The 23,353-nt window shown below is 60.6% G+C and carries 25 protein-coding genes; 10 read left to right on the top strand and 15 right to left on the bottom strand.

What is annotated here, in order from left to right:
* The first annotated feature begins 92 nt into the window (after positions 1 to 92).
* Complete coding sequence (locus ABS758_RS01790; RefSeq protein ID WP_350380110.1) at positions 93 to 2,669, top strand: cation:proton antiporter; 2,577 nt, start codon at positions 93 to 95, stop codon at positions 2,667 to 2,669.
* On the opposite strand, the gene ABS758_RS01785 is transcribed toward ABS758_RS01790, so the two are convergent.
* From ABS758_RS01785 to ABS758_RS01765, 5 genes are all read right to left on the bottom strand, one after another.
* On the bottom strand, positions 2,653 to 3,261 hold the full coding sequence (locus ABS758_RS01785; protein WP_350380107.1) for an SCO family protein: 609 nt from the start codon (positions 3,259 to 3,261) through the stop codon (positions 2,653 to 2,655). The genes ABS758_RS01790 and ABS758_RS01785 overlap by 17 nt on opposite strands.
* A 50-nt stretch (positions 3,262 to 3,311) precedes the next feature.
* Positions 3,312 to 4,223, bottom strand: a complete 912-nt coding sequence (cyoE, locus tag ABS758_RS01780; RefSeq protein ID WP_350380105.1) for a heme o synthase — start codon at positions 4,221 to 4,223, stop codon at positions 3,312 to 3,314.
* Between the two features lie 9 nt (positions 4,224 to 4,232).
* Complete coding sequence (locus tag ABS758_RS01775; protein WP_350380243.1) at positions 4,233 to 5,246, bottom strand: COX15/CtaA family protein; 1,014 nt, start codon at positions 5,244 to 5,246, stop codon at positions 4,233 to 4,235.
* Between the two features lie 66 nt (positions 5,247 to 5,312).
* Complete coding sequence (locus tag ABS758_RS01770) at positions 5,313 to 5,924, bottom strand: SCO family protein (protein ID WP_350380103.1); 612 nt, start codon at positions 5,922 to 5,924, stop codon at positions 5,313 to 5,315.
* Positions 5,921 to 6,712 carry an SURF1 family protein gene (locus ABS758_RS01765; RefSeq protein ID WP_350380100.1) on the bottom strand — a complete coding sequence of 264 codons (792 nt, stop codon included), beginning with the start codon at positions 6,710 to 6,712 and terminating at the stop codon, positions 5,921 to 5,923. The genes ABS758_RS01770 and ABS758_RS01765 overlap by 4 nt, the downstream gene beginning before the upstream one ends.
* A gap of 14 nt (positions 6,713 to 6,726) precedes the next feature.
* Between ABS758_RS01765 and ABS758_RS01760 the strand changes: the two genes are divergently transcribed.
* Positions 6,727 to 6,939, top strand: coding sequence for a twin transmembrane helix small protein (locus ABS758_RS01760; RefSeq protein ID WP_350380098.1), 213 nt, complete (start codon positions 6,727 to 6,729; stop codon positions 6,937 to 6,939).
* A gap of 19 nt (positions 6,940 to 6,958) precedes the next feature.
* Here the strand turns inward: ABS758_RS01760 and ABS758_RS01755 are convergent, their stop codons facing one another.
* The 5 genes from ABS758_RS01755 to coxB form a co-directional block, all read right to left on the bottom strand.
* Positions 6,959 to 7,834 (bottom strand): cytochrome c oxidase subunit 3, encoded by an 876-nt coding sequence (locus ABS758_RS01755; protein WP_350380096.1) that lies wholly within the window; start codon positions 7,832 to 7,834, stop codon positions 6,959 to 6,961.
* 27 nt (positions 7,835 to 7,861) lie between these two features.
* Positions 7,862 to 8,056 (bottom strand): DUF2970 domain-containing protein, encoded by a 195-nt coding sequence (locus ABS758_RS01750; RefSeq protein ID WP_350380093.1) that lies wholly within the window; start codon positions 8,054 to 8,056, stop codon positions 7,862 to 7,864.
* Positions 8,053 to 8,169, bottom strand: coding sequence for a cytochrome oxidase small assembly protein (locus ABS758_RS01745; protein WP_350380090.1), 117 nt, complete (start codon positions 8,167 to 8,169; stop codon positions 8,053 to 8,055). Before ABS758_RS01745 ends, ABS758_RS01750 begins: the two co-directional genes overlap by 4 nt.
* A 24-nt stretch (positions 8,170 to 8,193) precedes the next feature.
* Positions 8,194 to 9,801: a cytochrome c oxidase subunit I gene (ctaD, locus tag ABS758_RS01740; protein ID WP_350380088.1), complete on the bottom strand. Its 1,608-nt coding sequence runs from the start codon at positions 9,799 to 9,801 to the stop codon at positions 8,194 to 8,196.
* 78 nt (positions 9,802 to 9,879) lie between these two features.
* Positions 9,880 to 11,040, bottom strand: a complete 1,161-nt coding sequence (gene coxB / locus ABS758_RS01735) for a cytochrome c oxidase subunit II (protein ID WP_350380086.1) — start codon at positions 11,038 to 11,040, stop codon at positions 9,880 to 9,882.
* Between the two features lie 273 nt (positions 11,041 to 11,313).
* Between coxB and ABS758_RS01730 the strand changes: the two genes are divergently transcribed.
* Genes ABS758_RS01730 through ABS758_RS01715 form a run of 4 tightly spaced genes read left to right on the top strand, consistent with a single transcriptional unit; the run spans position 11,314 to position 15,379 of the window.
* Entirely contained in the window at positions 11,314 to 12,153 is an 840-nt protein-coding gene (locus tag ABS758_RS01730; RefSeq protein WP_350380084.1) for an NUDIX hydrolase, read from the top strand.
* Positions 12,154 to 12,196: 43 nt separating this feature from the next.
* Positions 12,197 to 12,868 carry a PhaM family polyhydroxyalkanoate granule multifunctional regulatory protein gene (locus tag ABS758_RS01725; protein WP_350380082.1) on the top strand — a complete coding sequence of 224 codons (672 nt, stop codon included), beginning with the start codon at positions 12,197 to 12,199 and terminating at the stop codon, positions 12,866 to 12,868.
* Positions 12,869 to 12,898: 30 nt separating this feature from the next.
* Positions 12,899 to 14,266 (top strand): bifunctional UDP-N-acetylglucosamine diphosphorylase/glucosamine-1-phosphate N-acetyltransferase GlmU, encoded by a 1,368-nt coding sequence (glmU, locus tag ABS758_RS01720; protein WP_350380080.1) that lies wholly within the window; start codon positions 12,899 to 12,901, stop codon positions 14,264 to 14,266.
* Positions 14,267 to 14,323: 57 nt separating this feature from the next.
* Positions 14,324 to 15,379: a glycosyltransferase gene (locus tag ABS758_RS01715; RefSeq protein ID WP_350380078.1), complete on the top strand. Its 1,056-nt coding sequence runs from the start codon at positions 14,324 to 14,326 to the stop codon at positions 15,377 to 15,379.
* Here the strand turns inward: ABS758_RS01715 and ABS758_RS01710 are convergent.
* On the bottom strand, positions 15,376 to 15,897 hold the full coding sequence (locus tag ABS758_RS01710; protein WP_350380076.1) for a gamma carbonic anhydrase family protein: 522 nt from the start codon (positions 15,895 to 15,897) through the stop codon (positions 15,376 to 15,378). The genes ABS758_RS01715 and ABS758_RS01710 overlap by 4 nt on opposite strands.
* Positions 15,898 to 16,022: 125 nt before the next feature.
* On the opposite strand from ABS758_RS01710, the gene waaC reads away from it, so the two are divergent.
* Positions 16,023 to 17,009, top strand: coding sequence for a lipopolysaccharide heptosyltransferase I (waaC, locus tag ABS758_RS01705; RefSeq protein WP_350380073.1), 987 nt, complete (start codon positions 16,023 to 16,025; stop codon positions 17,007 to 17,009).
* Positions 17,006 to 18,364, top strand: a complete 1,359-nt coding sequence (locus ABS758_RS01700; protein ID WP_350380072.1) for a 3-deoxy-D-manno-octulosonic acid transferase — start codon at positions 17,006 to 17,008, stop codon at positions 18,362 to 18,364. The genes waaC and ABS758_RS01700 overlap by 4 nt, the downstream gene beginning before the upstream one ends.
* On the opposite strand, the gene galU is transcribed toward ABS758_RS01700, so the two are convergent.
* The 4 genes from galU to ABS758_RS01680 form a co-directional block, all read right to left on the bottom strand.
* Positions 18,343 to 19,182 (bottom strand): UTP--glucose-1-phosphate uridylyltransferase GalU, encoded by an 840-nt coding sequence (gene galU / locus ABS758_RS01695; RefSeq protein ID WP_350380070.1) that lies wholly within the window; start codon positions 19,180 to 19,182, stop codon positions 18,343 to 18,345. The two genes, ABS758_RS01700 and galU, sit on opposite strands and share 22 nt — an antisense overlap.
* Positions 19,179 to 19,355, bottom strand: coding sequence for a hypothetical protein (locus ABS758_RS01690; RefSeq protein ID WP_350380068.1), 177 nt, complete (start codon positions 19,353 to 19,355; stop codon positions 19,179 to 19,181). Before ABS758_RS01690 ends, galU begins: the two co-directional genes overlap by 4 nt.
* Before the next feature lie 110 nt (positions 19,356 to 19,465).
* The gene (locus ABS758_RS01685) at positions 19,466 to 20,317 is read right to left on the bottom strand and encodes a type III pantothenate kinase (protein ID WP_350380065.1); all 852 of its coding nucleotides are present in this window, start codon (positions 20,315 to 20,317) and stop codon (positions 19,466 to 19,468) included.
* Positions 20,314 to 21,183, bottom strand: a complete 870-nt coding sequence (locus tag ABS758_RS01680; protein ID WP_350380063.1) for a biotin--[acetyl-CoA-carboxylase] ligase — start codon at positions 21,181 to 21,183, stop codon at positions 20,314 to 20,316. The genes ABS758_RS01685 and ABS758_RS01680 overlap by 4 nt, the downstream gene beginning before the upstream one ends.
* 41 nt (positions 21,184 to 21,224) lie before the next feature.
* Here ABS758_RS01680 and ABS758_RS01675 point away from each other — a divergent pair, with 41 nt between their 5' ends.
* Together ABS758_RS01675 and ABS758_RS01670 are read left to right on the top strand one after the other, a co-directional pair.
* Complete coding sequence (locus ABS758_RS01675) at positions 21,225 to 21,893, top strand: alpha/beta hydrolase (RefSeq protein ID WP_350380061.1); 669 nt, start codon at positions 21,225 to 21,227, stop codon at positions 21,891 to 21,893.
* A gap of 230 nt (positions 21,894 to 22,123) precedes the next feature.
* The gene (locus tag ABS758_RS01670; RefSeq protein WP_350380058.1) at positions 22,124 to 23,353 is read left to right on the top strand and encodes a D-alanyl-D-alanine carboxypeptidase family protein; all 1,230 of its coding nucleotides are present in this window, start codon (positions 22,124 to 22,126) and stop codon (positions 23,351 to 23,353) included.

Below are 23,353 nucleotides of genomic sequence, written 5' to 3'. Positions count from 1 at the left end.
CCGGATGTTCACAGGATGCCTTCTTTGGCATCCTTTTTTTTGCCCAGTGGTGCCACGTGGCATACTGACGTACCGAAACCTGTTCAGTCATCATGAAAATAGGCCTTCTGGTCTTTGGCCTGGCCGGCTTGCTGGCCCTTATTTCATTTATGCCACCCCTGGCTGGGCGTCTACGCCTGCCTTACTCGGTTCTACTGGCCATTGTGGGGTTTGTGCTGGGTGTCATCATCCACGTACATGGCTGGGCGCCTGGCGTTGTCGCCGATTTCCTCGATTCTCTCCAGCATTTCGAGATCTCGTCCGAAACCTTCCTCTATGTTTTTTTGCCGGTGCTGCTCTTCGAGACTGCGTTGGCCATGAATATCAGGCGGCTGATGGATGACCTCAGTCCGATTCTGGTCATGGCCATTGTTGCAGTGGTGGTGTGCACCGTGGTGGTGGGCTTTTCGATCTCAGCCATTTCACAATACGGGCTGATTGTCTGCCTGATGCTGGGCGCCATTGTTGCCACAACTGATCCTGTGGCCGTGGTCGGGATCTTTCGCGAGGTGGGGGCGCCGCGACGTCTCACGACGCTGGTCGAGGGCGAGTCCCTGTTCAATGATGCCGCGTCGATTGCACTGTACTCGGTGCTGCTCAGCGTGATGTTTACAGGCGGCGAAGTCTCCATGACCCAAGTGGCTCGCAGCTTTGTGCTCAGCTTCGTGGGCGGAGGCCTGGCTGGTTTTGCGATGGGGCGTCTGGCCACGACACTATTTGGCTGGCTGCGGGGCTGGCCTGCTGCTGAAGTAACGCTTACCGTGGCATTGGCCTATCTCACGTTCTTTATCGCCGAGCATTACCTGGGTGTTTCGGGCGTGGTGGCTACTGTGATTGCCGGCTTGGTGGTGGGGTCAAATGGCCGTACACGGATGTCTCCCACCACCTTTGAACAGTTGGAAGGCGCCTGGGCACAGTTTGGCTTTTGGGCCAATTCGCTGATCTTTCTGTTTGCCGCCATGCTGATTCCTCGGATGATGGCGGAGATCACCTGGATGCAAGTCTTTCTTATCCTGGTGGTGTTTGTGGCAACCCTGTTTGCCCGTGCCGTGATGGTGTATGGATTGCTGCCCTTGCTGGGGCGCCTGCGTTTAAGCACGCAGGTAAGCCCCGCCTACCGGGCGGTGATGCTGTTGGGCGGCTTGCGTGGCGCAGTGTCGCTGGCTTTGGCTTTGGCGGTTACCGAGCAGCCAGCCGTGCCGCACGAGGCGCGTCAGTTTATTGCGGTGGTCACCACCGGTTTCGTGTTGATGACGCTTTTCATCAATGGGCTTACCTTGCGACCCCTGATCGCCCGGCTGGGCTTGGATCAACTGTCGGTGATCGATCGCACCTTGCGCGACCAGGCCCAGATCGTCGAGCTCGAAGCCCTGCGCGAGCGTATCGATGAAATCGGGCGCAATGAGCATATCGGGCAAGAAGTGCTCGACCGCCTGAGTGCCGTCTTTGATGCCAGCCAGGCAGGGATAGACACGGCACAGGTGCATCAGCTCACCCAAGAGCAAAAAGTGGCTGTGGGGATGGGGATCCTGGCTGGGCGCGAGGAAGAAATGTTCTTCGAGACGCTCAAGGCCCAGGTGGTGGATTGGCGCACGGCAGAATCCCTTCTGGCCCGTGCAGAACGCATGGGAGATGCGGTGCGTACAGGTGGCCTGGCCGGCTTCGAATCCGCACTGGAGGGCGATTTACGGTATGCGACCACATTGCGGGTTGCGCTTCGGCTGCATCACATTACCGGCCGGCCATTTTGGCTGGCTCAGGCGTTGGCTCAACGCTTCACCAATCTGATGAGCAAGTGGGCCGTGGCTCACCGCCTGATCCGCTTTGCGCGTGATGACGTGCAGCCTTTGCTGGGCCCTGATGTGACCAAGATCATTATCGATGCACATCGGCGGCGGCTGGCTTTGCTTGAGGGTGCGCTGCAGGCCATGACCTTGCAGTATCCGGGCTATGCCCAGCATTTGCAGGAGGCCTATCTGGCACGGATGGCGCGTTCAATGGAGCGCCTACGCTATCGCGACATGTTGGCTCAAAACCTGATCAGTGGTGAAACCTATTCCGATCTCGTCAAGCAAGTGGAAACCCGCTGGGCCCCCCTTGAACGGCACGGTGCGCTGGATATTGCCTTGACGGCCGAGGCGCTGGTTGAGAAGGTAAGCTTCTTTGAGGGGCTGGATGACGCCACCAGATCTGCCATCTGCAAGGTGCTTAAACCACGCCTGGCGTTTCCCGGGCAAGACGTCCCTACGCGGGTGGGGCGTAGCCGTGCCATGTACTTTGTGGCGTCTGGGGCCGTGGTGCTGGATTTGCCCGATAACACCACGGCAGAGCTTGGCAGTGGCCAGATCTTTGGCGAAATGGCCTTGGCCATGGATCATGATTTTCAGGCGCGGGTCCGCTCTTTGGGCTATAGCCGCCTGCTGATGCTGCACGAGCGCGACTTCAAGAAACTGGTGGCCAGCTTGCCCGCCTTGCGTGACAAGATCGATACGATTGTGCGTCAGCGGATGCGTGCAGTGGAGGTTTGGCGGCAGTTTGAGTCGGGTGAGCGCCAACATGAGCCCTTGCCAACTTTGACGACAGAGCCGCCGGCGGCAGACGATGCGGCAGGCACTACAGCAAAAGCTTGATGTCGTGGGCCATGTCTTCGGGGGTTAACGAAGGCCCCAGCAGCGCACGGGCTTCGCCCTGAATATCCATCAGGTAAAACGCCGACGAGTGGTTCATGGCGTATTGCTCGGGGGTTGGCCCGGCTTCTTTGGCGTAAAACGCCTTAAATGACCGCGCGGTTTTCTCGAGTTGCTCTGGCGTGCCGGTAAGGCCAATGAAATTGGGATCAAATACCTGCACATAAGCTTGCAGCACCGGTGGGGTGTCGCGGGCGGGATCCACAGAAATCATGATGACCTGCACCTTGCTGGCGTCTTTGCCCAGCAGTTGCAGTGCCTGTGCCGCCTGTGCCATGGCTGTGGGGCAGACATCGGGGCATTGCGTGTAGCCAAAGAACACCATCAGCACCTTGCCGGAAAAATCGGCCAGTGTTTTGTGCTGACCATGGGTGTCGGTCATGTCGAGATCGCGGCCCAAGTGGGTACCGGTGATGTCGCTGCCTTCGAAGGGCAGGGGCTTGGCTTCGGAGGAGCAGCCCAGCAGGGCCAATGGAACGCTTGCAAGCAAGCCTGCCAGCACGGTGCGGCGGGCAGGTAAAAAAGAGACAGACATACATTACCTATGTGGCCAGGGGGCTGGGCTGGCCCCGAGGACGCAGAGGGTTAGGTTGCCAGTGCCAACCCGACCCAGTGATCCAGAAGCAGTGCTGCAAAAAGCAGCGCCAGATACAAAATCGAGTACCAGAACAGTTTACGCGCTCTGGCGTCGGAATAGTGGCGATACACCCCCCAGGACTGCCAGACGAAGTAGCCACTGAGCAGGCAGGCGGCGACGAGATAGGCCGGGCCGCTCATGCGGATGACATACGGCAGCAGCGATGCGGCAAACAGCACGACGCTGTAAAGCAGGACGTGCAACTGCGTGAAATTCATCCCATGGGTAACCGGCAGCATGGGCAGGCCGGATTCTTCGTAGTCGTGGTGGCGATACAGGGCCAGCGCCCAGAAGTGGGGTGGTGTCCAGATGAAGATGATGAGGACAAGAATCCAGGCCTCGGCGGGTACGGCATCGGCCATGGCAGCCCAGCCCAGCGCCGGCGGCATGGCGCCCGAGAAGCCCCCGATGACGATGTTTTGCGGGGTAAGCGGCTTGAGGATGGCGGTGTAGATAAGGGCATAGCCCACAAAAGTGGCAAACGTAAGCCACATGGTGAGGGCATTGACCCACATATTGAGAATGAACATGCCCGCGCCGCCCAGCACACCGGCCATCAGCAGCACCTGATTTGGGGTGATTTCGCCAGATGCCGTGGCACGCCGGGCCGTGCGCCGCATGCGGGCATCGGTTTCGCGCTCGATCAGGCAATTGACTGAAAATGCCGCTGCAGCCAGCAGCCAGATACCCGCGGTAGCGGCCGCAACGCGCAGGAGATCGGGCAGGCCGGGCACTGCCAGAAACATGCCGATAACGGCGCAAAACACGGCCAGCTGGGTGACGCGTGGTTTGGTAAGCACCAGATATTGATGCAGCAGCGAAGGTGAAGAGGAATGCGGGTTGGCAGTGGTGCTTGTCATGGTGTCATTCTAGGCGTGTTGATGGCCTCTGCCGCTAGGGGGTTTCCCTGCTCGGGACAGACGCCACAGCAGTGTGGTGCTGATCAGTACCAAAGCGGCTGCCCCGCCATTGTGGATCACGGCAATCAGTAGCGGCCATTGGAAGAAAATCGTGGTGAGGCCGGTAAGCAATTGCAGTGCCAGCAGTGCCAGCAGGGCGCGTGCGGGGCCTTTCAGGCCGGAGGTATGGCGCCAGCGCCAGGCCAGAACACCCAACAGGGCAATGACCAGAAAGGCGAAATTGCGATGGGTCCAGTGGATGGCCGTCAGGGCGTCCTGGCTGATGATTTCGCCCGAGGAGGCCTGGCCCAGGCCGCGCAGCAATGCAAAGCCGCTGTCAAAGTCCATGGTGGGTAGCCAGGCGCCATGGCAGGTGGGGAAATCCATGCAGGCCAGCGCTGCGTAGTTGGTGCTTACCCAACCACCCAGGGCCAGCTGCAAAAACAGTACGATAAAGCCCAATACCATCCAGATACGGCCGTTACCGGCGTGCGCAGGTACTGCTGCATGGGACTTCTCACGTGCAGCAAGCCAGGTCAGCATGGCCAGAAGGCTCATGCCCAACACCAGGTGCGTGGTCACCACCACGGGCATCAGGCGATGGGTGACTGTCCAGGCGCCAAATGCCCCTTGCAGGCACACCAGCCCAAAAATCACGGTTGCCAGCGTGGGGCGGTAGGGCAGGCTGCGCCGCAGACGCCAGGCTAGGACCATAAAGCCGATGATCAGCATGCCCAGGATGGCCCCCGCATAGCGGTGGATCATCTCGATCCAGGCCTGAAACGCGCTAACCGGGCCGTAGGGCATGGCTTCGAGGGCTTGCTGAATAGAGGCATGTGCCCCCAGCGGCGTGAAATGACCATAGCAGCCGGGCCAGTCGGGACAGCCCAGACCCGAGTCGGTCAGGCGCACGAAGGCGCCAAACATGATCAGATCGAAAGTCAGGAACGCAGCCAGAAAGACAAGCGTCCGGTAGGTTCGGATTCCTTTGGATGCAGCCGCCGTTGCGGTTGATGCAGGCTGTGAAGTGTGGTGCGCCACGTAAACGCCTTAGCCGATGCGCGAATTTTTAAGCAGCACGCGGATATCGTCGCGTACGCCTTCAGGATCCTGGCCGTCAGGAAACATCATCATCAGGTGCCCGAGTGGGTCGATGATCCACATGCCGGTGGACAAGGCTGCGGTGGGGTCTGCCGCATCCGGCACCAACCAGGCAGCCAGTTGTGCGGGGTCGGCCCGCAACACATGAGTACCGACATAAGCCTCCGCAACAACCGGTGCAACGGGGGCGTCATCAGTAACCAGCAGGATGCGGTTGATGCGATCAACCTCTTTGCCCTGACTGGCGTGCGAATTACGCAGCACGAACAGTCCGCGCACGCAGGTTTCCGGGCATGCGCCCGGGCCTGTGCTGAGCAGGATCCACTGGCCCTTGAGCTGATTCAGATCGTAGGGTTTGCCGTCAAGCTCGTGCAAGGACAGTTGCTTGGGGATTTCTCTTTGGGGCTCGATGAGTTGACCATAATGAGGTTTTGAAGGCGGGCGCAGCCCAAGAGACGGGGCATAGTAGGCGAGCAGGGCAAAGACCACGGGGGCGATGCTGATCAGCAAAATGGCATACACCGGCATCATCGAGCGGTGTCGGGCAGTCGTGGTGGTCATGAGAGGGAATCGTCCGAAGTAGAGAGAGATTTGCGTCGCAGGGTGCGCCATAGTGTGATGGCTGCTGCGATCAGGGCGATGGCTGCAAAACTGGACCATTGCAGCGCATAGTTGTAGTTTTGGCCAGCGTTTTCCGAGGGACCGGGCCACTCCTGGATCAAGCCGGCATCCTTGGTGGGGGATTGCTGGATAATCACGGGCAATACCGTGAGGCCGGTGGCTTTGGCAAAGGCGTCCAGCGACAAATTCTGCAGGGCCGGCACTGTGCCGTCTGCAGGCGGAAACGGCTGAGGCAAGGTGTTATCCGGCGTGCCTGTAAAGACGCCCAGATCCAGCAGGCGGGGAATATGATGCAACAGCGTGCCGTTTATTGTCACCAGGCCTTCAGTGGCATACAGCGAAGGCAATTGTGCAGGCGGCATCGGGCGCGGTAACCAGCCACGCAATACCAGCACGACCGTTTGTGCAGCATCCTGCAGTGCCAGTGGAGTGGCTACCCAAAAGCCGGGCCGGCCCTTTAGGTTACGATTATCCAGCAGTACAGTTAAGGGATTAAGCCAGTGGCCCCGTACAGTGGCACGATGCCAATCGGGGCCATCGGTTTGCGAAGCAGAAAGAACCAGCGGTGCTGCCTGCTGGCCCGCCAGGCGGGCGGCATGGATGGCTTCACGGGTGTGGGCACGACGCAGCTGCCATTGGGCGGCTGCGATACAAATTGAGCCCAGCACAACCAGCAACACGATGGCTACCCAGGCCTTGGTCCGTGATGTGGGATGCTGCTGGGTCATAAAGGAAACTATCCATGAAAGTGCTGATTGTCATCCTGTTTCTGGCGATCGTCGCCAGTCTGGGCTCAGCCCTGATCTTTTTGATGCAGGACCGTGGTGGCAGCAACCGGATGGCCTGGGCCTTAACCTGGCGTGTCGGGCTGTCGATTGTGCTGTTTTTATTTTTGCTGCTGGCCCATGCCCTGGGATGGATTGACGCAACTGGCGTGCCGGTTACCGCAAGGTAGGCCGACACGCCCAAACAGCTTAAATCCAGTAAACAAAAATATACAGGCCCAGCCAGACGACGTCGACAAAGTGCCAATACCATGCGGCGCCTTCAAAGCCAAAGTGATGTTTCGGCGTAAAGTGCCCGCGCACCAGCCGGAACCAGATCACGGTTAGCATGGTAGCGCCCAGAATCACGTGGAACCCGTGAAAACCGGTAAGCATGTAGAACAGCGCGCCAAATGCCCCTGAAGTAAACCGCAGGTTGAGCTCGGTGTACGCATGGTGGTACTCGTATGCCTGGCAGGCCACAAAGGCGAAGCCCAGCAGCACGGTAATGCCGAGCCAGACGATGGTCTTGCTGCGATTGGCTGCACGCAGTGCGTGGTGCGCAATGGTAAGGGTAAGGCCCGAGGTAAGCAGCAGTGCCGTGTTGATGGTAGGCAGCCAGAAAGGCCCAACAGACTCAAATGGAGCAATCGTGCCTGCCGGCCCAAAATTGGGCCAGGTACCTGTAAACCCGGGCCACAGCAGTGTTTGCGTGTCCAGGTTGCTTAGCCACGGTGTGGAGACTTCGCGGGTGTACCAAAGGGCGCCGAAAAACGCCGAGAAGAACATCACCTCGGAGAAAATAAACCACGTCATGCTCCAGCGATAGGAGCGGTCGATGTGATGGCTGTTAAGCCCGCCTTCGGATTCGCGAATGGCGTCACCAAACCAGCCAAACAACACGAGGAACAGACACAGGATGCCTGCCGCGCACAGCCATGGGCCGATGGTGTAATTGTTAACCCACAAGGCCGCCCCCACCAGGGTAGCCAGCATGCAGAGGCTGCCACGGATGGGATGGACGGAATTGGGCGGGACGTAGTAGTAAGGAGCCTTGCCGCTATGTGCCGTCTGTGCCACTGTCATGATGCTTCTCCTCGATTTTTTTGTGTTCTAGGCTGCCACCAGCCACACGGCCAGCAACAGCAGCAATACGAAAACCAGACCTCCCAGCAACCCCGCTACCACGATATGGCCTGGCCCAATCTGGGAGAGGTCTTCGTCGTGGCCGGAGCGCTTGCGCAAGCCCAAAAATGCCCAGGCAATGGTGCGCAGCGATCTCAGGAAACTGCCAGGACCTGTGCTCACCCAACAGCCCCATACAAGTTGGCGCGTACAAACGTCCAGACCAGGATGGCCACTGCGAAGAGGCCCAAAATCAATCCCAGGCGGCGATTGCGACGACGTTGTTCAGGGGTCATGTCAGGTGTCCGTGGTTATAGGTGTCAGCCTTCGTATTGCGGCGGCGTGACAAAGGTGTGATAAGGGGCTGGCGAAGGCACTGTCCACTCGAGGCCTTCGGCGCTTTCCCAGGGGCTGGCCGCCACGGTGGGGCCTTTGCTGCGTACGGCCTTGACCACTGCCCAGACGAAGATCAGTTGCGAGAACCCGAACCAGAATGCACCAATGGTGGAAATCTGGTGGAAGGTGGTGAACTGTGCGGCGTAGTCGGCGTAGCGGCGTGGCATGCCGGCCAGGCCCAGGAAGTGCATCGGGAAGAACGCGATATTGAAGGAGATCATGCTGCTCCAGAAGTGCAGCTTCCCGAGGCGTTCGTCGTACATGTGCCCGCACCACTTGGGCAGCCAGTAGTAGGCCGCGCCAAAGAGCGCAAATAGTGAACCGGCCACCAGCACATAGTGGAAGTGCGCCACCACGTAGTAGGTGTCTTGTGCCTGTATGTCGATGGGGGCGATGGCTACCACCAGACCCGTAAAACCCCCGATGGTAAACACGAAGATGAAGCCGATGGCCCACAGCATGGGGGTTTCGAAGGTCATGGAGCCGCGCCACATGGTGGCTGTCCAGTTGAACACCTTGACCCCGGTGGGGATGGAAATCAGCATCGTGCCGTACATGAAGAACAGCTGTGCGGTAACCGGCATGCCGGTGGTGAACATGTGGTGCGCCCAGACCAGGAAGGACAGGATCGCGATGGCGCAGATGGCGTACACCATGGAGGAGTAGCCAAACAGACGTTTACGGGCAAAGGTGGGGATGATCTGCGACACGATGCCGAAGGCCGGCAAGATCATGATGTAGACCTCGGGGTGCCCGAAGAACCAGAAAATATGCTGATACAGCACCGGATCGCCGCCGCCCGCAGCGTTAAAGAAGTGTGTGCCGAAGTGGCGGTCGGTGAGTAGCATGGTGACGGCAGCAGCCAGCACAGGCATCACGGCCAGCAGCAGATAGGCGGTAACCAGCCACGACCAGCAGAACAGGGGCATTTTCATGAGGGACATGCCCGGTGCCCGCATATTGAGGATGGTGACGATGATGTTGATGGCCCCCATGATGGACGAGGCGCCCAGCACGTGCACGGCGAAGATGGCGAAGTCCATGCCTGGGCCCATCTGCAGCGACAAGGGCGCGTACATGGTCCAGCCGGAGGCATTGGCACCGCCCGGCACGAAGAACGAGGCAGTCAGCAAAATGGCGCCCACGGGCAACAGCCAGAAGCTGAAGTTGTTCATCCGGGCAAAGGCCATGTCAGAGGCGCCGATTTGCAGCGGAATCATCCAGTTGGCAAAGCCCACGAAGGCCGGCATGATGGCGCCGAAAATCATGATCAGGCCATGCATGGTGGTGAACTGGTTGAAGAGCTCTGGCTGGAAGAACTGGATGCCGGGCTCGAAAAGCTCGGTGCGCAACAAAAGGGCGAGAGTGCCGCCCTCAAGCAACATGCAGAACGAGAAAATCATGTACATCGTTCCGATGTCTTTGTGGTTTGTGGCGAAAACCCAGCGCCGCCACCCTGTTGGAACGTGGTGGTGTGCGTGGTCGTCATGACCTACAGTGGGCGGAATGTGGTCTGCGGTGACGCTGCTCATTATTGCCTCCTTCGAGGACGCGCCGCACGTTGGCGGCGCGGAAATATCAGTTAATCGATGTGTTCGGGGTGCGGGTCATCAGCGCAGGGCCTTGACATCCGAGGGCTGGACGACGGGGTCGGGCCCTTGTCCGGCGTTATCCCAGGCGTTGCGGGTATAGGTGATGACAGCAGCCAGTTGCACGTCGCTGAGCTGGTCACGGAACGCCGCCATTGCGGTGCCTGGGTGGCCGTTGAGTTCGGTGAGGATTTGTTCTTTCATGGGCGCCAGAACAAAGTTCTTGCTGCCGTTGAGTGCTGGGAAGGTGCCCGGGATACCCTGGCCGTTGGCCTGGTGACAAGCGACGCAGTTGGCGGCAAAAACTTCTTTGCCCTTGGCGACGAGCTCTTCTTTGGTCCATTTCTTGTTGGGATCTTCGGTAACCGCTGCCATCTTGGATTTTTGTTCGTCAGCCCACTTGGCGTAGTCTTCGGCGGATTTGACCTCGACCACAATAGGCATGTAGGCGTGGTTTTTACCGCAGAGCTCGGCACACTGGCCGCGGTATGTCCCTACTTTTTCGGCACGAAACCAGGTGTCCCGCAGGTAGCCCGGGACAGCATCCTGCTTTACGCCGAAATCAGGAACCATCCAGGCGTGGATGACGTCGGAGGCGGTGAGCACGATACGAACTTTTTTGTCGACGGGCACCACCAGAGGGTTGTCGACTTCGAGCAGGTAGGTATTGCTTTTGGGCTCTGTGCCGTCGATTTGCGCTTGCGGGGTAGAAAGCGTGGAAAGGAAATGCACACCAGTGGCGGGGCCGTCGATGTATTCGTAGCCCCATTTCCATTGATAGCCCGTCACCTTGACGGTGAGATCGGCGCCACTGGTGTCTTTCATGGCGACGACCGTCTGGCTGGCGGGGATGGCCATGCCGATAATGATCAGGAACGGGATGACCGTCCAGGTGAGCTCTATGGAGAGGTTTTCATCAAACTTTGCAGCCTTGTAGCCCTTGGACTTGCGGTGGTTGATGATGGAGTACAGCATCGTCCCGAACACGCCGATGAAGATGATCGTACAGATGATCATGATCATCCAGTGCAGCGAGTAGATCTCGTGGGAGATTGGGGTGACCCCGCGTGTGACGTTTATTTGGTCGACCGCCGGGCCGCCTGGAATGTCCTGTACCTGTGCTGTTGCAGCGCTTACCCACAGCAGCGCACCCATGCCCAACAACCTTCTGACCATCTTCATGTTGTCCCTCTGGTTAGTGTGTTCTTTGGGCGGGTTGACCTTCGTCAAAGACACACGAGGGAAAGACAGGCCCTGCACACATAAATCGGATCGTCAGGCCGTAAAATCAAAGTGATTGCGGCCTGCGATGCCCTTATAAGCTTGAAGGGATTATAGCCAAGCGTTGCGGCTTGTACAGTTCTGCGGGCTACTGTTTTCCCTAGTGTAACGGTGTTTGCCGCGTGGTGGCCGGGTTTCTCCCTATCCGGTTCAGGCTTCCACTACAATGTTTCGATGAGCCTCGATTCTGCGGTTTTTACCCTCGACGACATCCTTGCGCGCAACGCGCGGCTGGTACGTCGCGCGCAGCAGTTGCCTCCGCCCGGGGCGCGTCCTGTCACGCTGTGCAGTCGTGTGGCTGGCTGGATAAGCGGTCCTGTCCTCACAGCCATCGCCGATCACCCCGCGGTCCACATCGAGCCTGAAGCCGTTCATGTCAATCCCGGGATGGCGGCCCGTTCCGGGCTGGACACGGTGCTGCGTGAGCTGGCGGAAGCCTTGCAAAAAGCCGGCCGTATCCGCCACTGGCGCAACGAGCAGCTTGACGTTGTGGCTGAGGGGCGCTTGCTGGGATGCATCGAGCGGGGTGCTGTTCGGCCGCTGGGCCTGCTGACCCACGCAATACATCTCAATGCCTGGGCGCCGGATGGCCGTCTGTGGGTTGCTCGCCGTGCACTGAACAAATCCACCGATCCTGGTCTGTGGGACACCCTGTCCGGTGGGCTGGTGTCTGCCGGCGAGGACCCTGAAGCCGCACTGTTGCGCGAATCCTACGAAGAAGCCGGGCTGGCTGCCGTCGAGCTCTCCGGTCATCAGGCTTTGCGTACGGTGCTGCGGATGCACCGGCGCTTGCCGGATGGTTATCAGGTTGAGAATGTCAGTGTCAGTGACTGCGTCCTGGATGCAGCGGCCGCGCCCACCAATCTGGATGGTGAGGTGCTTGAATTCCGCTGCCTTGCCCTGCCTGATCTCTGGTCGATGCTGACACAAGGGGCTTTTACCCTAGAGGCCGATCTCTGTATCCTTGATTCTCTACGTCGGCGCCTGGAGGCGTCGGCTGCGCTTGATCTGTAGTTTGATTCATGCCGGCATGCTGCTGGCGGAGGTAAACACCATCATGGCTCAAGATTCTTCTAATCCTTTTGTGCTTCCGGGCTTTGGCCAACAAGGCGAGGCAGCCGGCAACCCGCTGCTGGCGGGCCTGGACATGATGCGCCAGGCCTGGCAAAACATGGCGGCCGGCAAGTTGCCGGATGCCCCGGCCGGCATGCCGTCGATGTCTCTTGAAGACCTCGAACGGCGCATCCGCGAGCTGCAGACCGTGCAAAACTGGCTGCAACTGAATGCCACCATGCTGGCCAGCACCATTCAGGGGCTGGAGATTCAGCGCAGCACGCTGCAAACCCTGCAATCTTTGTCGGGTGGCGCGTTTGCTTCAGCGGGTGCCCCCAAAGGCCGCGCCCAGGATAAGCAGGCCGCCAGCGCATCTGCAGCTGAGGATACCGGCGGGCAAGCCTATGTTCAGGCTGCCTCCGATTGGTGGAACCTCGTGCAGCAACAATTCGAGCATCTGCGTGAGGCCACGGCTGCCAGCATTGATGAAATGGCTGAAGCTGGCCAGGCGGCAACCGCGGCGGCAACCTCTCCCAAGGCCGCTGCGCGCAAGGCTGCGCCAAAACGCAGCAAATCCGCTACTAGCAAGCCGGCTGCCAAAGCCTCCGGCCGCAAACCGGCCGCCAGGGCATCTGCCAGCCGCAGCACCAACACCCGCAAATCCCGTCTTTCCTGATTCACCGCCTCGTTGCGGTTTTTAAATCCTATGTTGAACATCATTATTTTGGCTGCCGGTTTGGGCAAGCGCATGCAGTCTGATTTGCCCAAGGTATTGCACTCCATTGCGGGGCAACCGATGCTCGGCCATGTGCTGGCAGCCGCCCGTGCCTTGTCTCCCGATCGTATCGTTGTGGTGGTGGGGCATGGCGCCGATCGCGTTCAGGCGGCATACGACACACAAGATCTCAAATTTGCCCTGCAGCAGCCTCAACAGGGCACCGGCCATGCTGTGATGCAGGCACTGCCGCAATTGCTTGAGGGTGATGCCGATGACACCAGCCTGGTGTTGTACGGCGACGTACCTTTGGTGCAGGTTGATACGCTGCGTGCCCTGTTGCAGGCGCGGGGCAATGGCTTGGCACTGCTTACCGAAACACTGGACGATCCCAGTGGTTATGGCCGTATCGTGCGCGACGCACAAGGGCGCGTGCAACGCATTGTCGAGCACAAGGATGCCAGTCCGGCAGAGCAGGCCATTCACGAAGTCAATACCGGCATTTTAGCTGCGCCCACGGCGGCGTTGCGGCGTTGGCTGGGTGAGATCACCAACGACAATGCCCAGGGTGAGTACTACCTCACCGATATCGTTGGCCTGGCAGTTGGCGAGAACCTTCCCGTGGCTCATGCCCAACCCGCTGCGCACTACGAAACCCTCGGTGTCAACAGTCGGGTGCAACAGGCGCAACTCGAGCGCATCTGGCAGGAAGAGCAGGCCAGGCGCCTGCTCGAGCAAGGGGTGACTCTGGCCGATCCGGCGCGTTTTGATTTGCGCGGCAGCTTGCAGTGTGGCCGGGATGTCTTTATTGATGTGGGCTGCGTGTTTGAGGGCACCGTGAAACTGGCCGATGGCGTACGGGTGGGCCCGCACTGCGTGATTCGCGATTCTTCGGTTGCTGCCGGCGCTGTCCTGGATGCCTACTCGCATCTCGAAGGCGCACAAGTGGGTGCGGCGGCACGTATCGGGCCGTATGCGCGGCTTCGTCCGGGGGCGGATGTCGGCCCTGATGCGCATGTGGGCAACTTTGTCGAACTTAAAAAAACCCGTCTGGGACGAGGCTCCAAAGCCAATCATTTGGCGTATCTCGGGGATGCCGTCATTGGAGAACGCGTCAATATTGGTGCGGGCACCATCACTTGCAACTATGACGGAGTAAACAAGTTTCAGACCTACATCGAAGATGACGCTTTTATTGGCTCGGATACGCAGCTGGTGGCGCCTGTCACGGTGGGGCGGGGCGCCACCCTGGGTGCCGGCACCACACTGGTGCAGGATGCCCCCGAAGGCCAGTTGACAATTTCCCGTGCGCGCCAGCAAAGCATTTCCGGCTGGAAGCGTCCGGTGCGCAAATCCTGATTACATGCGTAAACCCATGCGTTTGATTGAGTTCTCTGGCTGGTTGCACGGCATGTAATGCGGATCCTGCAGATCAACCTCGAAAAAGGCTGGCGCGGCGGCGAGCGCCAGACGCTGTTTATTTTGCAGGGGCTGCAGGCCGCCGGCCATTCGGTTGGGCTGGCCGCGCGTTGCGGTGGGCCTCTGGCCCAACGCGCCAAAGAAGCGGGGATCCCCATACTGCCTTGCCGGGGTACAGCCGATCTCTTGCGCGCGCTGTGGCGCGTGCGGGCATCCTTTGATGTCATGCATGCCCAGACTGCCCAGGCCATGACTGTGCTGGCTGTCTTGCGGCCGGTGCTTAAAGCCGCCCTGGTCTTTACCCGCCGCACGGCATTTCAGTCCGGTGGGCGGCCCTGGCGGCAGCGCTGGAAATGGGCACGTGCGGATGCGCTGGTCGCAATCAGCGCAGCAGCGGCGGCAGCCCCCAGAGACTTGGGGCTGGAAGTGCAGCTGATTCCCAGTGCGGTGCAGCCAATGCTGCCTGATCCCGCACAAGTGCAAGCCCTGCGCGCCCGCTTCGGGCTCGATGGACACCGGGTGCTGGTGACGGCTGCGGCCTTGAGCCCCGAGAAGGATCCCTTGACGCTTATTGAAGCCGTGCATCAGTTGCGTCAGCAACATCCGGATGTGGTGTGTTTGCATTGTGGTGCAGAGGGTGCCGCTGCCGCTGGCGCGCGTGCGCGTGTAGATGCGCTGGGCCTGCAACAGCACTATCTGTTTGCTGGTTTTCAGTCGCAGGTGGGCAATGCACTGGCGGTTGCAGATGTGTATGTCAGCAGCTCGCGGTTTGAAGCCCTGGGCACCAGTGTGCTGGATGCCTGCCTGGCCGGCTTACCCGTGGTGGCAACCCGTGTGGGTGGACACCCGGAGATCTTGTTGCCCGATCGCGGTTTGCTGGTGCCCGCAGGTGATGCGGCGCATCTGGCGCAGCGCCTGGCCTGGGTGCTGGATCATCGCGATGCAGCCCGCGAAATGGCCGAACGGGCTCAGGCCCACGTGAGGCAGGAATATTCGGTACCCGCTATGGTAGAGCGCTATCTGCGGTTGTATCGCGGGGTGGTGAGTAATTAAAGCGGCCGCAAGCTTTGGCGGTAGTGGCCGGCACGGGCGGCGTAATCGCGGGCGCTGCGCTCGAGTGCCGCGACTTCGTCGTCTGACAATGTGCGCACCGCCTTGGCAGGGACGCCAAGGATCAGAGAGCGCTCGGGAAATATCTTGCCTTCGGTCACCAGGGCACCTGCACCCACCAGGCTGTGGCGGCCAATCACTGCACCATTAAGTACCACTGCCTGGATCCCGACCAGAGCGCCGTCCTGGATGGTGCAGCCATGCAGCATGGCCTGGTGCCCCACGGTCACCTCGCGGCCGATGGTGAGCGGTTTGCCGGCATCCACGTGCAGCACGGCACCCTCCTGGATATTGGAGTTTTCGCCGATATGGATGGGTTCGTTGTCTGCCCGGATTACTGCGCCTGGCCAGACACTGGTGCCTGCCTCAAGGGTGGCGGCGCCAATAATGGTGGCCTCGGCGGCGATAAACGCAGAGGCGTCGATATGGGGAGTCAGGTCTCCCAGTGCGTAGCAGGTCATGGTGATTCCGATGAATAGACATGGTGAATTGGCTGGTTCAAGGATACTGGCGTCCCGGGGGCTTCACAAGTAATGCCCCCCGGAAACCCGTCATCCAGGACCATGGTGCCGCCTATAATCGCGTCATGACAACCCGTATCCTGATTGTCCGCACGTCCTCTCTGGGCGATCTCGTTCACATGCTGCCCGCGATCAGCGACGTAGCGGCGCATGTGGCCGGCGCAGAGATCGACTGGATCGCCGAAGAATCCTTTGCCGAGATTCCCTCATGGCATCCCGCTGTCCACGAGGTCATCCCCGTGGCGCACCGGCGTTGGCGCAAGCACTGGTGGAGTGCACAAACACGCCGCGAACGCGCCGCCCTGCGCGAAACCCTGGCCGGGCGCCGCTACGACATCATCCTGGATATGCAGGCTTTGCTGAAATCCGTGTGGCTGGTGCGTCAGGCGCGTGGGCGGCGCCACGGGCTCGACTGGAAGTCTGCGCGTGAGCCCCTGGCATCCCTATTTTACGACGTCCGCCACCGGGTCGAGTTCTGGCAACCCGCCATTATTCGCCAGCGCACGCTGGCTGCGGCAGCGTTTGGCTATACCTTTGAGGGTGCTCCCGATTTTGGTCTGCAGGCCATTACTGATGGCGTTGAAGTGCAGCCGGTGGCGCTGATCATGCCGTCGGCCAGCCGTGATGACAAGCTGTGGCCGGCGCCTGCCTGGCAACAGGTGTTTGATAATCTGCAGGCGCGCGGGCTGGGCCTGCGTTTGCTGGCGGGTAACGATGCCGAGCAAGACCGGGCCCGTGCCCTGATTGAAGGTCGCGACAATGCCCAGGTGTTGCCGCGTATGGGCTTGCGGCAAGTGGCTGATGAGCTCGCTCAGGCCCGTATCATGGTCGGGCTGGACAGTGGCCTGACGCACCTCAGCGCAGGTCTTGGGCGGCCCACCATCGGGATCTACAAAGCGTCCACCCCGGTTCGCACACCCTTGCAGGGGCCGGCCTATACCGCCAGTCTGGGCGAGCGTGGCCAGGCACCGGATGCCGGGCAGGTATTGGCTGCCATCGACGAGGCCCTGGATGCTGCGCGGTCGCCTGTTCCTGCGGTGGGGGCTGCATGAGCCGCTACCTGTATTCCTTGCTGCTGATGGTGCTGTCGCCGGTGTTGCTGTGCTGGATGGGTGTGCGGGCACGCCGCGCCGGCGGGAAATGGGCTGTACTGGGTGCCAGCCGGTTTGGGCGCTATGGTAAACAGCCTGTACAAACCGGCGCCATCTGGATTCATGCCGTCAGTCTGGGTGAAACCCGCGCGGCCCACCCCCTGATCCGGGCACTGCTTGATCTCGGTTATTCGGTGTTGCTGACGCATCTCACAGCCACCGGCCGGGCCGAGGGCCAGCGCGCTTATATGGATGAGATTACTGCCGGCCGTGTGCAGCAGGCGTGGCTGCCTTACGATTTTCCTGGCGCCACCCGGCGTTTTTTTCGTCACTACCAGCCGGCGCTGGGGGTGCTGATCGAACGCGAACTCTGGCCCAATCTGGTGCATGCCGCCACCCAGGCGGGGGTGCCCCTGGTGCTGGCCAGTGCCCGTTTGTCTGATGCCGCCCTGTATCGCACGTTGCGGGTGGGCAATTTGATGACGCAAGCATATGGGCAGCTGGCACGGGTATATGCGCAATCTTTGGCGGATGCCCAGCGTCTCGAGCAATTGGGCGTTCAGGGCGTCAGCGTCTCGGGCAACTTCAAGTTTGATCTTCCCCTGGATGCCGACAAGGCCGCGCGTGGACGCGCCTTTGCCGGGCAACTGGGGCGTCAGGTGGTGGCCATTGCCAGCACCCGGGAAGGTGAAGACGCCTGGTTCATTGACGCCATCAAACGCCAGCGGCCGCGCCAGGGTGACGGGATCGAAACCTCTTTGCCAGTGCTGTTCATGCTGATTCCCCGGCATCCGCAGCGCTTTGATCAGGCGGCTGATCAGCTGCGTGCTGCCGGGCTTGTATTTGTCCGGCGTACCGAGCTTCTGTCCCTGGGAGACGATAGCAGCTCTGCCGTGGCGGCCTGCAAAAAGGCGGATGTGGTGTTGGGTGATACCCTGGGCGAGATGCCCTGGTATTACGCCGCCTGCGATGTGGCGATTGTGGGGGGCAGTTTTGCACCGCTTGGGGGCCAGAATTTCATCGAAGCCAGTGCCTTGGGCTGCCCTGTGATTGTCGGGCCGCATGTAGCGCACTTCGAGCAAGCGGTGGCGGATGCCCGCGCTGCCGGGGCCGCCATGCAGGTTGAAGACGCCGGCCGTGCGGTGCGCCAAGCGCTGATGTGGCTGGATCAGCCCGCCGAACGGCACCAGGCCTCAGAAGCCGGACGCCATTGGGTTACCCAGCATACGGGTGCGGTCAGCCGCGTGGTGCATGGGATTCAGTCCTTGCTGGCTGCTAGGCAGCCGGTGCCGGATCAATCCACAGACAGGCCGTGATACTTGCGGCCCAGTGCAATGGTGGCCTTGAAAAAGCCCTCTTTGCTGCCGCAATCATAGCGCTCGCCATCGTAGCGATGCCCCACGACCCGTCGTTGTGACAGCATTGCCGATATTGCATCGGTCAGCTGGATCTCCTGGCCAACCCCGGCACGGGTCTGGCGCAGAAAATCAAAGATCTCCGGCTCCAGTATGTAGCGCCCAACAACTGCCAGATTGGACGGTGCATCCTTGGGTGCCGGTTTTTCGACGATGTACTCGACACGGGTGTTGCGGCTGTCCATGGCCGGACCCGAGATGATGCCGTATTTTTGGCTGTCCTGCGGGTCGATGGTCTGGATGGCCAGCACGCTGCCATCGTGCTGATGGGCGGCGTCCACCAGCTGGCGGGTCACGGCGGTTTCCGCGTCCAGCAGGTCATCGGCCAGCAACACGGCAAAGGGCTCGTTGCCCACAATGGGGGCGGCGCATAACACTGCGTGGCCCAGGCCCAGGGGTTCTGCCTGACGGGTGTAAATGCAGTGCACGTGATCAGGCAATATCGTGCGGATGACTTCCAGCAACTGGTGCTTGTTCTTGGCTTCCAGCTCGCTTTCAAGTTCCGGCATGCGATCAAAGTGGTCTTCGATCGCCCGCTTGTGGCGTCCGGTGATGAAAATCAGCTCGGTGATGCCCGCTGCCAGTGCTTCTTCTACTGCGTACTGAATCAGGGGCTTGTCCACGATGGGCAGCATTTCTTTGGGCATGGCCTTGGTGGCCGGTAAAAAACGCGTGCCCAGGCCCGCAACCGGGAACACAGCTTTACGGATGGGTTTCATTTTTGTGGGAGTTCTGGAGGAAGAGGGGTGGCGACTATCAGTACTTGCTGATTGCGCTGCGACAGGGGACGTGGCGTGCGCCCGGCATCAGCCGGTGGCGGGCCAAAAAAGCCTTGTCCGTAGGCCAGGACGGCTACGTTGGCTACTACGGCGAGAGTCAGCAAAAAGCGCATGAAGTGTGTGCCGTCAGGACCTGGTGTGGGTGCACACCCTGGCCTGTGCGGCGGGTAACAGATTGGAGTCGAGTATAGCAATCAGCCCGGTGTGTGGCTGGTTTCTTGTCTCAGGGTGTGTCTGGCGCGTCGTGCCCGGTGTCCCCCTGGCTGGCAAGGAGTGCCAAGCCGTCCAGCACGGGGCTGTCGAGCACATGGACGGGGCCCGGCGATAAGCTGAGCCGGTGCTGGATGAACGCCAGGCGCGCGCGCACTTCGTCTGCCACCATGGGCCAGCCGCCGCCGCTGGCAAACACAATCGGTGGACGGCCGTGGGCACGGTCGCGGGCGAGTTGCCACTGGCGCATCAGGGCGCCGGCCTGGGCTGCTGCGACACCACTGCTGATGGCATCGTGCGTATTTTGTGGAAAATCGGCCAGATGGCCGGCCGCTAGTGGCAGTTGTGCCGTGCCCTGAGCCAGGCTGTGCAGCATCAGGGACGGCCCCGGAAAAATCAGCCCACCCAAAAACGCCGGCAGGCAGTCTACCTGTGCAGGCGGTGGCATCAATGTGTCGATGGTGGTGGCCGTGCCGAAGCTGGCCAGTAACGCTGGATGGCCATTTTGCCAGGCAGGATCTGCCTGAAGATGCTGCAGCAGGCCCAGCAGGCCCAGCCAGCGATCTGACCCCAGGCGTCCGGGCGGTGTGTAGGGGTTGGAGAGCAAGGTATGTCCGGCCCGGGTATCGCACCAGTGGACGGATACCCCCCAAGTGGCGAGGCAGGCCTGGTTTAACCGCTGGCCGGCCGCAGGGCCCGCCACGTTGGAGCCCAGGATGTGGGTGGGGGGCTGTGGCAGGTAGTGCGCCAGATTGGCCAGATGGCTGTCTTCCAGTGTCAGGGCAGGGGTTTGCCGAGTGAGGGTGACGGGATCCAGCCAGGCGGCTTTACTGCGGGTGTTGCCCGCGTCAATCAGAAGCATCATCGTCGCACCCGCACGGAAATTTCACCCACCGACACCGGGGTGGTGCCGTCGTTGTTACGCAGCAGCAATCGTCCTTGTGGGTCGATGCCGCAAGCCACACCCGTCTGGCGCAGCTTGCCGTTGTCCAGCACATCCAGGATCTGGCCTGCCAGGCCGTCGACTTCTGCGTATTGGGCGGGCAGGCCGGAAAATCCATGGGCGCTGGCCAGGTTCAGGGCCTCGTACCAGGTCTGGGCCAGATGGCAGACGCATTGCCCCGCCTGGACGCCCGCTGCCGTCGCGTCGACAGTGCTGATCTCGGACCAGTCGGCCACCTGGCGGTCGAGTGATAGCGAGAGTGCCCGCGCGTCTTGCAAATTGAGTCCCATGCCGATGATGATGAGGTGGTGATCGGCGGCAGGGGCGGTGCCCGAGCGCGTGGATTCGATCAGGATCCCGGCCAGCTTGGCCTGATCCCACTGCACGTCGTTGGGCCATTTCATGTTGATCCGGCTGCGCACTGCCGGGCCAACCAGGCGGCGCAGGGCCTGGCAACTGACCATGCCGATCAGTGGTGCCAGGGTAGGCAGTTGCCGTGCGGGCAAAAAGACATCGAAGGCGCAGGAAAACATCAGGTTTGAGCCCACGCGGTTTTGCCAGGTGCGCCCCGCACGTCCGCGGCCTTGTGTCTGCAGATGCGTGCCCAGCAGCCAGGGCCGGTTCATGGCGCCGTGGCGTGCACGATCAAGCAGATCAGCGTTGGTGGATCGCGTCTCGGGCAACCAGTCGGTGTGGCCAAAACGCGGCAAACCGGCCTTGATCTGTGCGGCAAGGACCTCGGGTGGGGGCAATGCAAGCGAAGAAGTATCTGAAGAGGAGGCTGTCATGTCAGTAGAATGACGGTATGTGACATACCGGAGAGCCTTTTATGGGTTTGCGAACGCAACAAGCGGCCTTTCAGGGGATGTCGGGAACCGTTGAATATACCGTGGACCATCCCGAACAGTCACCTGTTGGCTGGGCGCTGGTGCTGCACCCGCATCCTTTGCATGGCGGCACACGCGACAATAAGGTCGTCACCACGGTGGCGCGCACCTGCGTGCAGCGTGGCCTGCTGACCATCCGTCCCAATTTTCGTGGTGTGGGTGGTTCCGAGGGTGTGTTCGATCACGCAGTGGGTGAAACCCGGGATATGGTTGCCTGTGTCGAGCATGTGCGCCAGACATGGCCGCAAGCCTGCGCGGGCCCCTGGGCACTGGCGGGGTTCTCGTTTGGCTCTGCTGTGGCTGCGCAGCTATATGCCGAGCTTGCAGACCTCGACGTGCCGTTGCCGCGCCGCCTGATGCTGATCGGTTGCGCCGTCGAGCGCTTTCGCTATCGTGCCTTGTCGTTGCCACCCGATGTCCTGATGATCCATGGCGAGCAGGATGAAGTGGTTCCGGTTTCCGAGGCGCTGGACTTTGCCAGGACGCATCAGTTGCCGTTGACGCTGGTGCCCGATGCCAGCCACTTTTTTCATGGCAGGCTTTTGATTCTGCGCCAGATCGTGCTGCAGGGGCTGGCCGGCCTGCGTGAGGCGCCTGACACCAGCGCCTGAGCAGTACAGAGGCTGCGGCCGTGCCCGCTGTGCTGGTGTGCGTTTGCCGCAGATGGGCTGGAACACGGTGTTTTCGTGGCTGTGTCAGGCGGCCTGCTTTGCGCATCCTTGTTTCAGTTGCTTTCGTTTTGTCTCGATTTCTCCGGCCCGGGCTTTAAGGCGGCCCTCTGACGCTGCCTATAATGGGCCTCATATTTCGCCTGTTTCAACCTTTCACCGTGAACCTGCCCATGAGATTTTCTCTGCTGACCCTCTCCCGCTTTCGCCTGGCACCTTGGGCGCTTAGTTGCGCCTTGTTGCTTGCCCCGAGTGCGGCGTGGTCGGCTGATGCGCCGCAGCCTGCGTCGGCCGAGACCCCCGCTCCCTCCGAGAACATCGGCGTCAGTACCTTGTCCAATATCCCGTTGCCCACCTTGGGTGCAAAGGCTTGGCTTACCCTTGATGCCACCAGCGGACAAATCATTGCAGCACAAAATCCCACGGCCGCAGTCGAACCCGCCTCGCTGACCAAGCTGATGTCGGCTTATGTCATCTTTGAGGCCCTGGAGACAGGCAGGCTGAAGCTGGATCAAACCGTACATGTCTCGGAAAAAGCCTGGCGCACCGAAGGCTCGCGGATGTTCATCAACCCCAATACGGATGTTCTGGTGGACGATCTGTTGCAGGGGATGCTGGTGCAATCTGGCAACGATGCCACCGTGGCGCTGGCAGAAGGCGTGGCTGGCAGCGAGTCTGCCTTTGTGGCTCTGATGAACCAGCAGGCCAAGGCACTGGGGATGACGCATACCCATTTCGTCAACTCCACCGGCTTGCCCGACCCAGACCATGTCACCACAGTAGAAGATCTTGCCGTGCTGGCGCGCGCATTGGTGCAGCGGTTTCCGCAGTATCGGCACTACGACAGCCAAAAAGAATTTACCTACAACAACATCAAGCAAAGCAACCGTAATCGTCTGTTGTGGGCCGACTCCACCGTCGATGGCCTGAAAACCGGGCACACGCAGTCGGCGGGCTATTGTCTGGTGGCCACGGCCTTGCGTGACGAGCGTCGCGTGGTGTCTGTGGTGGTGGGGGCTGCCAGCGATGCCGCCCGCACCGAAGCCAGCCTCAAGCTGCTGAACTGGAGCTTCAAAAACTTTGACACGGTCAAGCTGCTGGACAAGACCAAGCCGGCAGTGGCGGCGCGCGTCTGGGAAGGCGAGTCTGAAACCGCCGACCTCGGCGTCAACACGCCCTTGTGGATCACGGTTCCTCGTGGCCAGGCCGATCAGATCAAAACCGAAGCCCGTTATACGCAACCCCTGATGGCGCCGCTCACCGAAGGGCAAGCGGCCGGAGATCTGGTGATCTCGTTGGGTGATAAAACCCTGAAAAAAGTGCCGTTGCAAGTGATGCACTCAGTGCCTCAGGCCGGGTTCTTTGGCCGTCTGGTGGATAAGGTTCGGTTGATGTTCCAATAA

This window comes from Castellaniella sp. FW104-7C03 (genome assembly GCF_040276085.1).
Taxonomy (GTDB): domain Bacteria; phylum Pseudomonadota; class Gammaproteobacteria; order Burkholderiales; family Burkholderiaceae_B; genus Castellaniella.
This window is presented reverse-complemented; position numbering and strand designations above follow the sequence as displayed.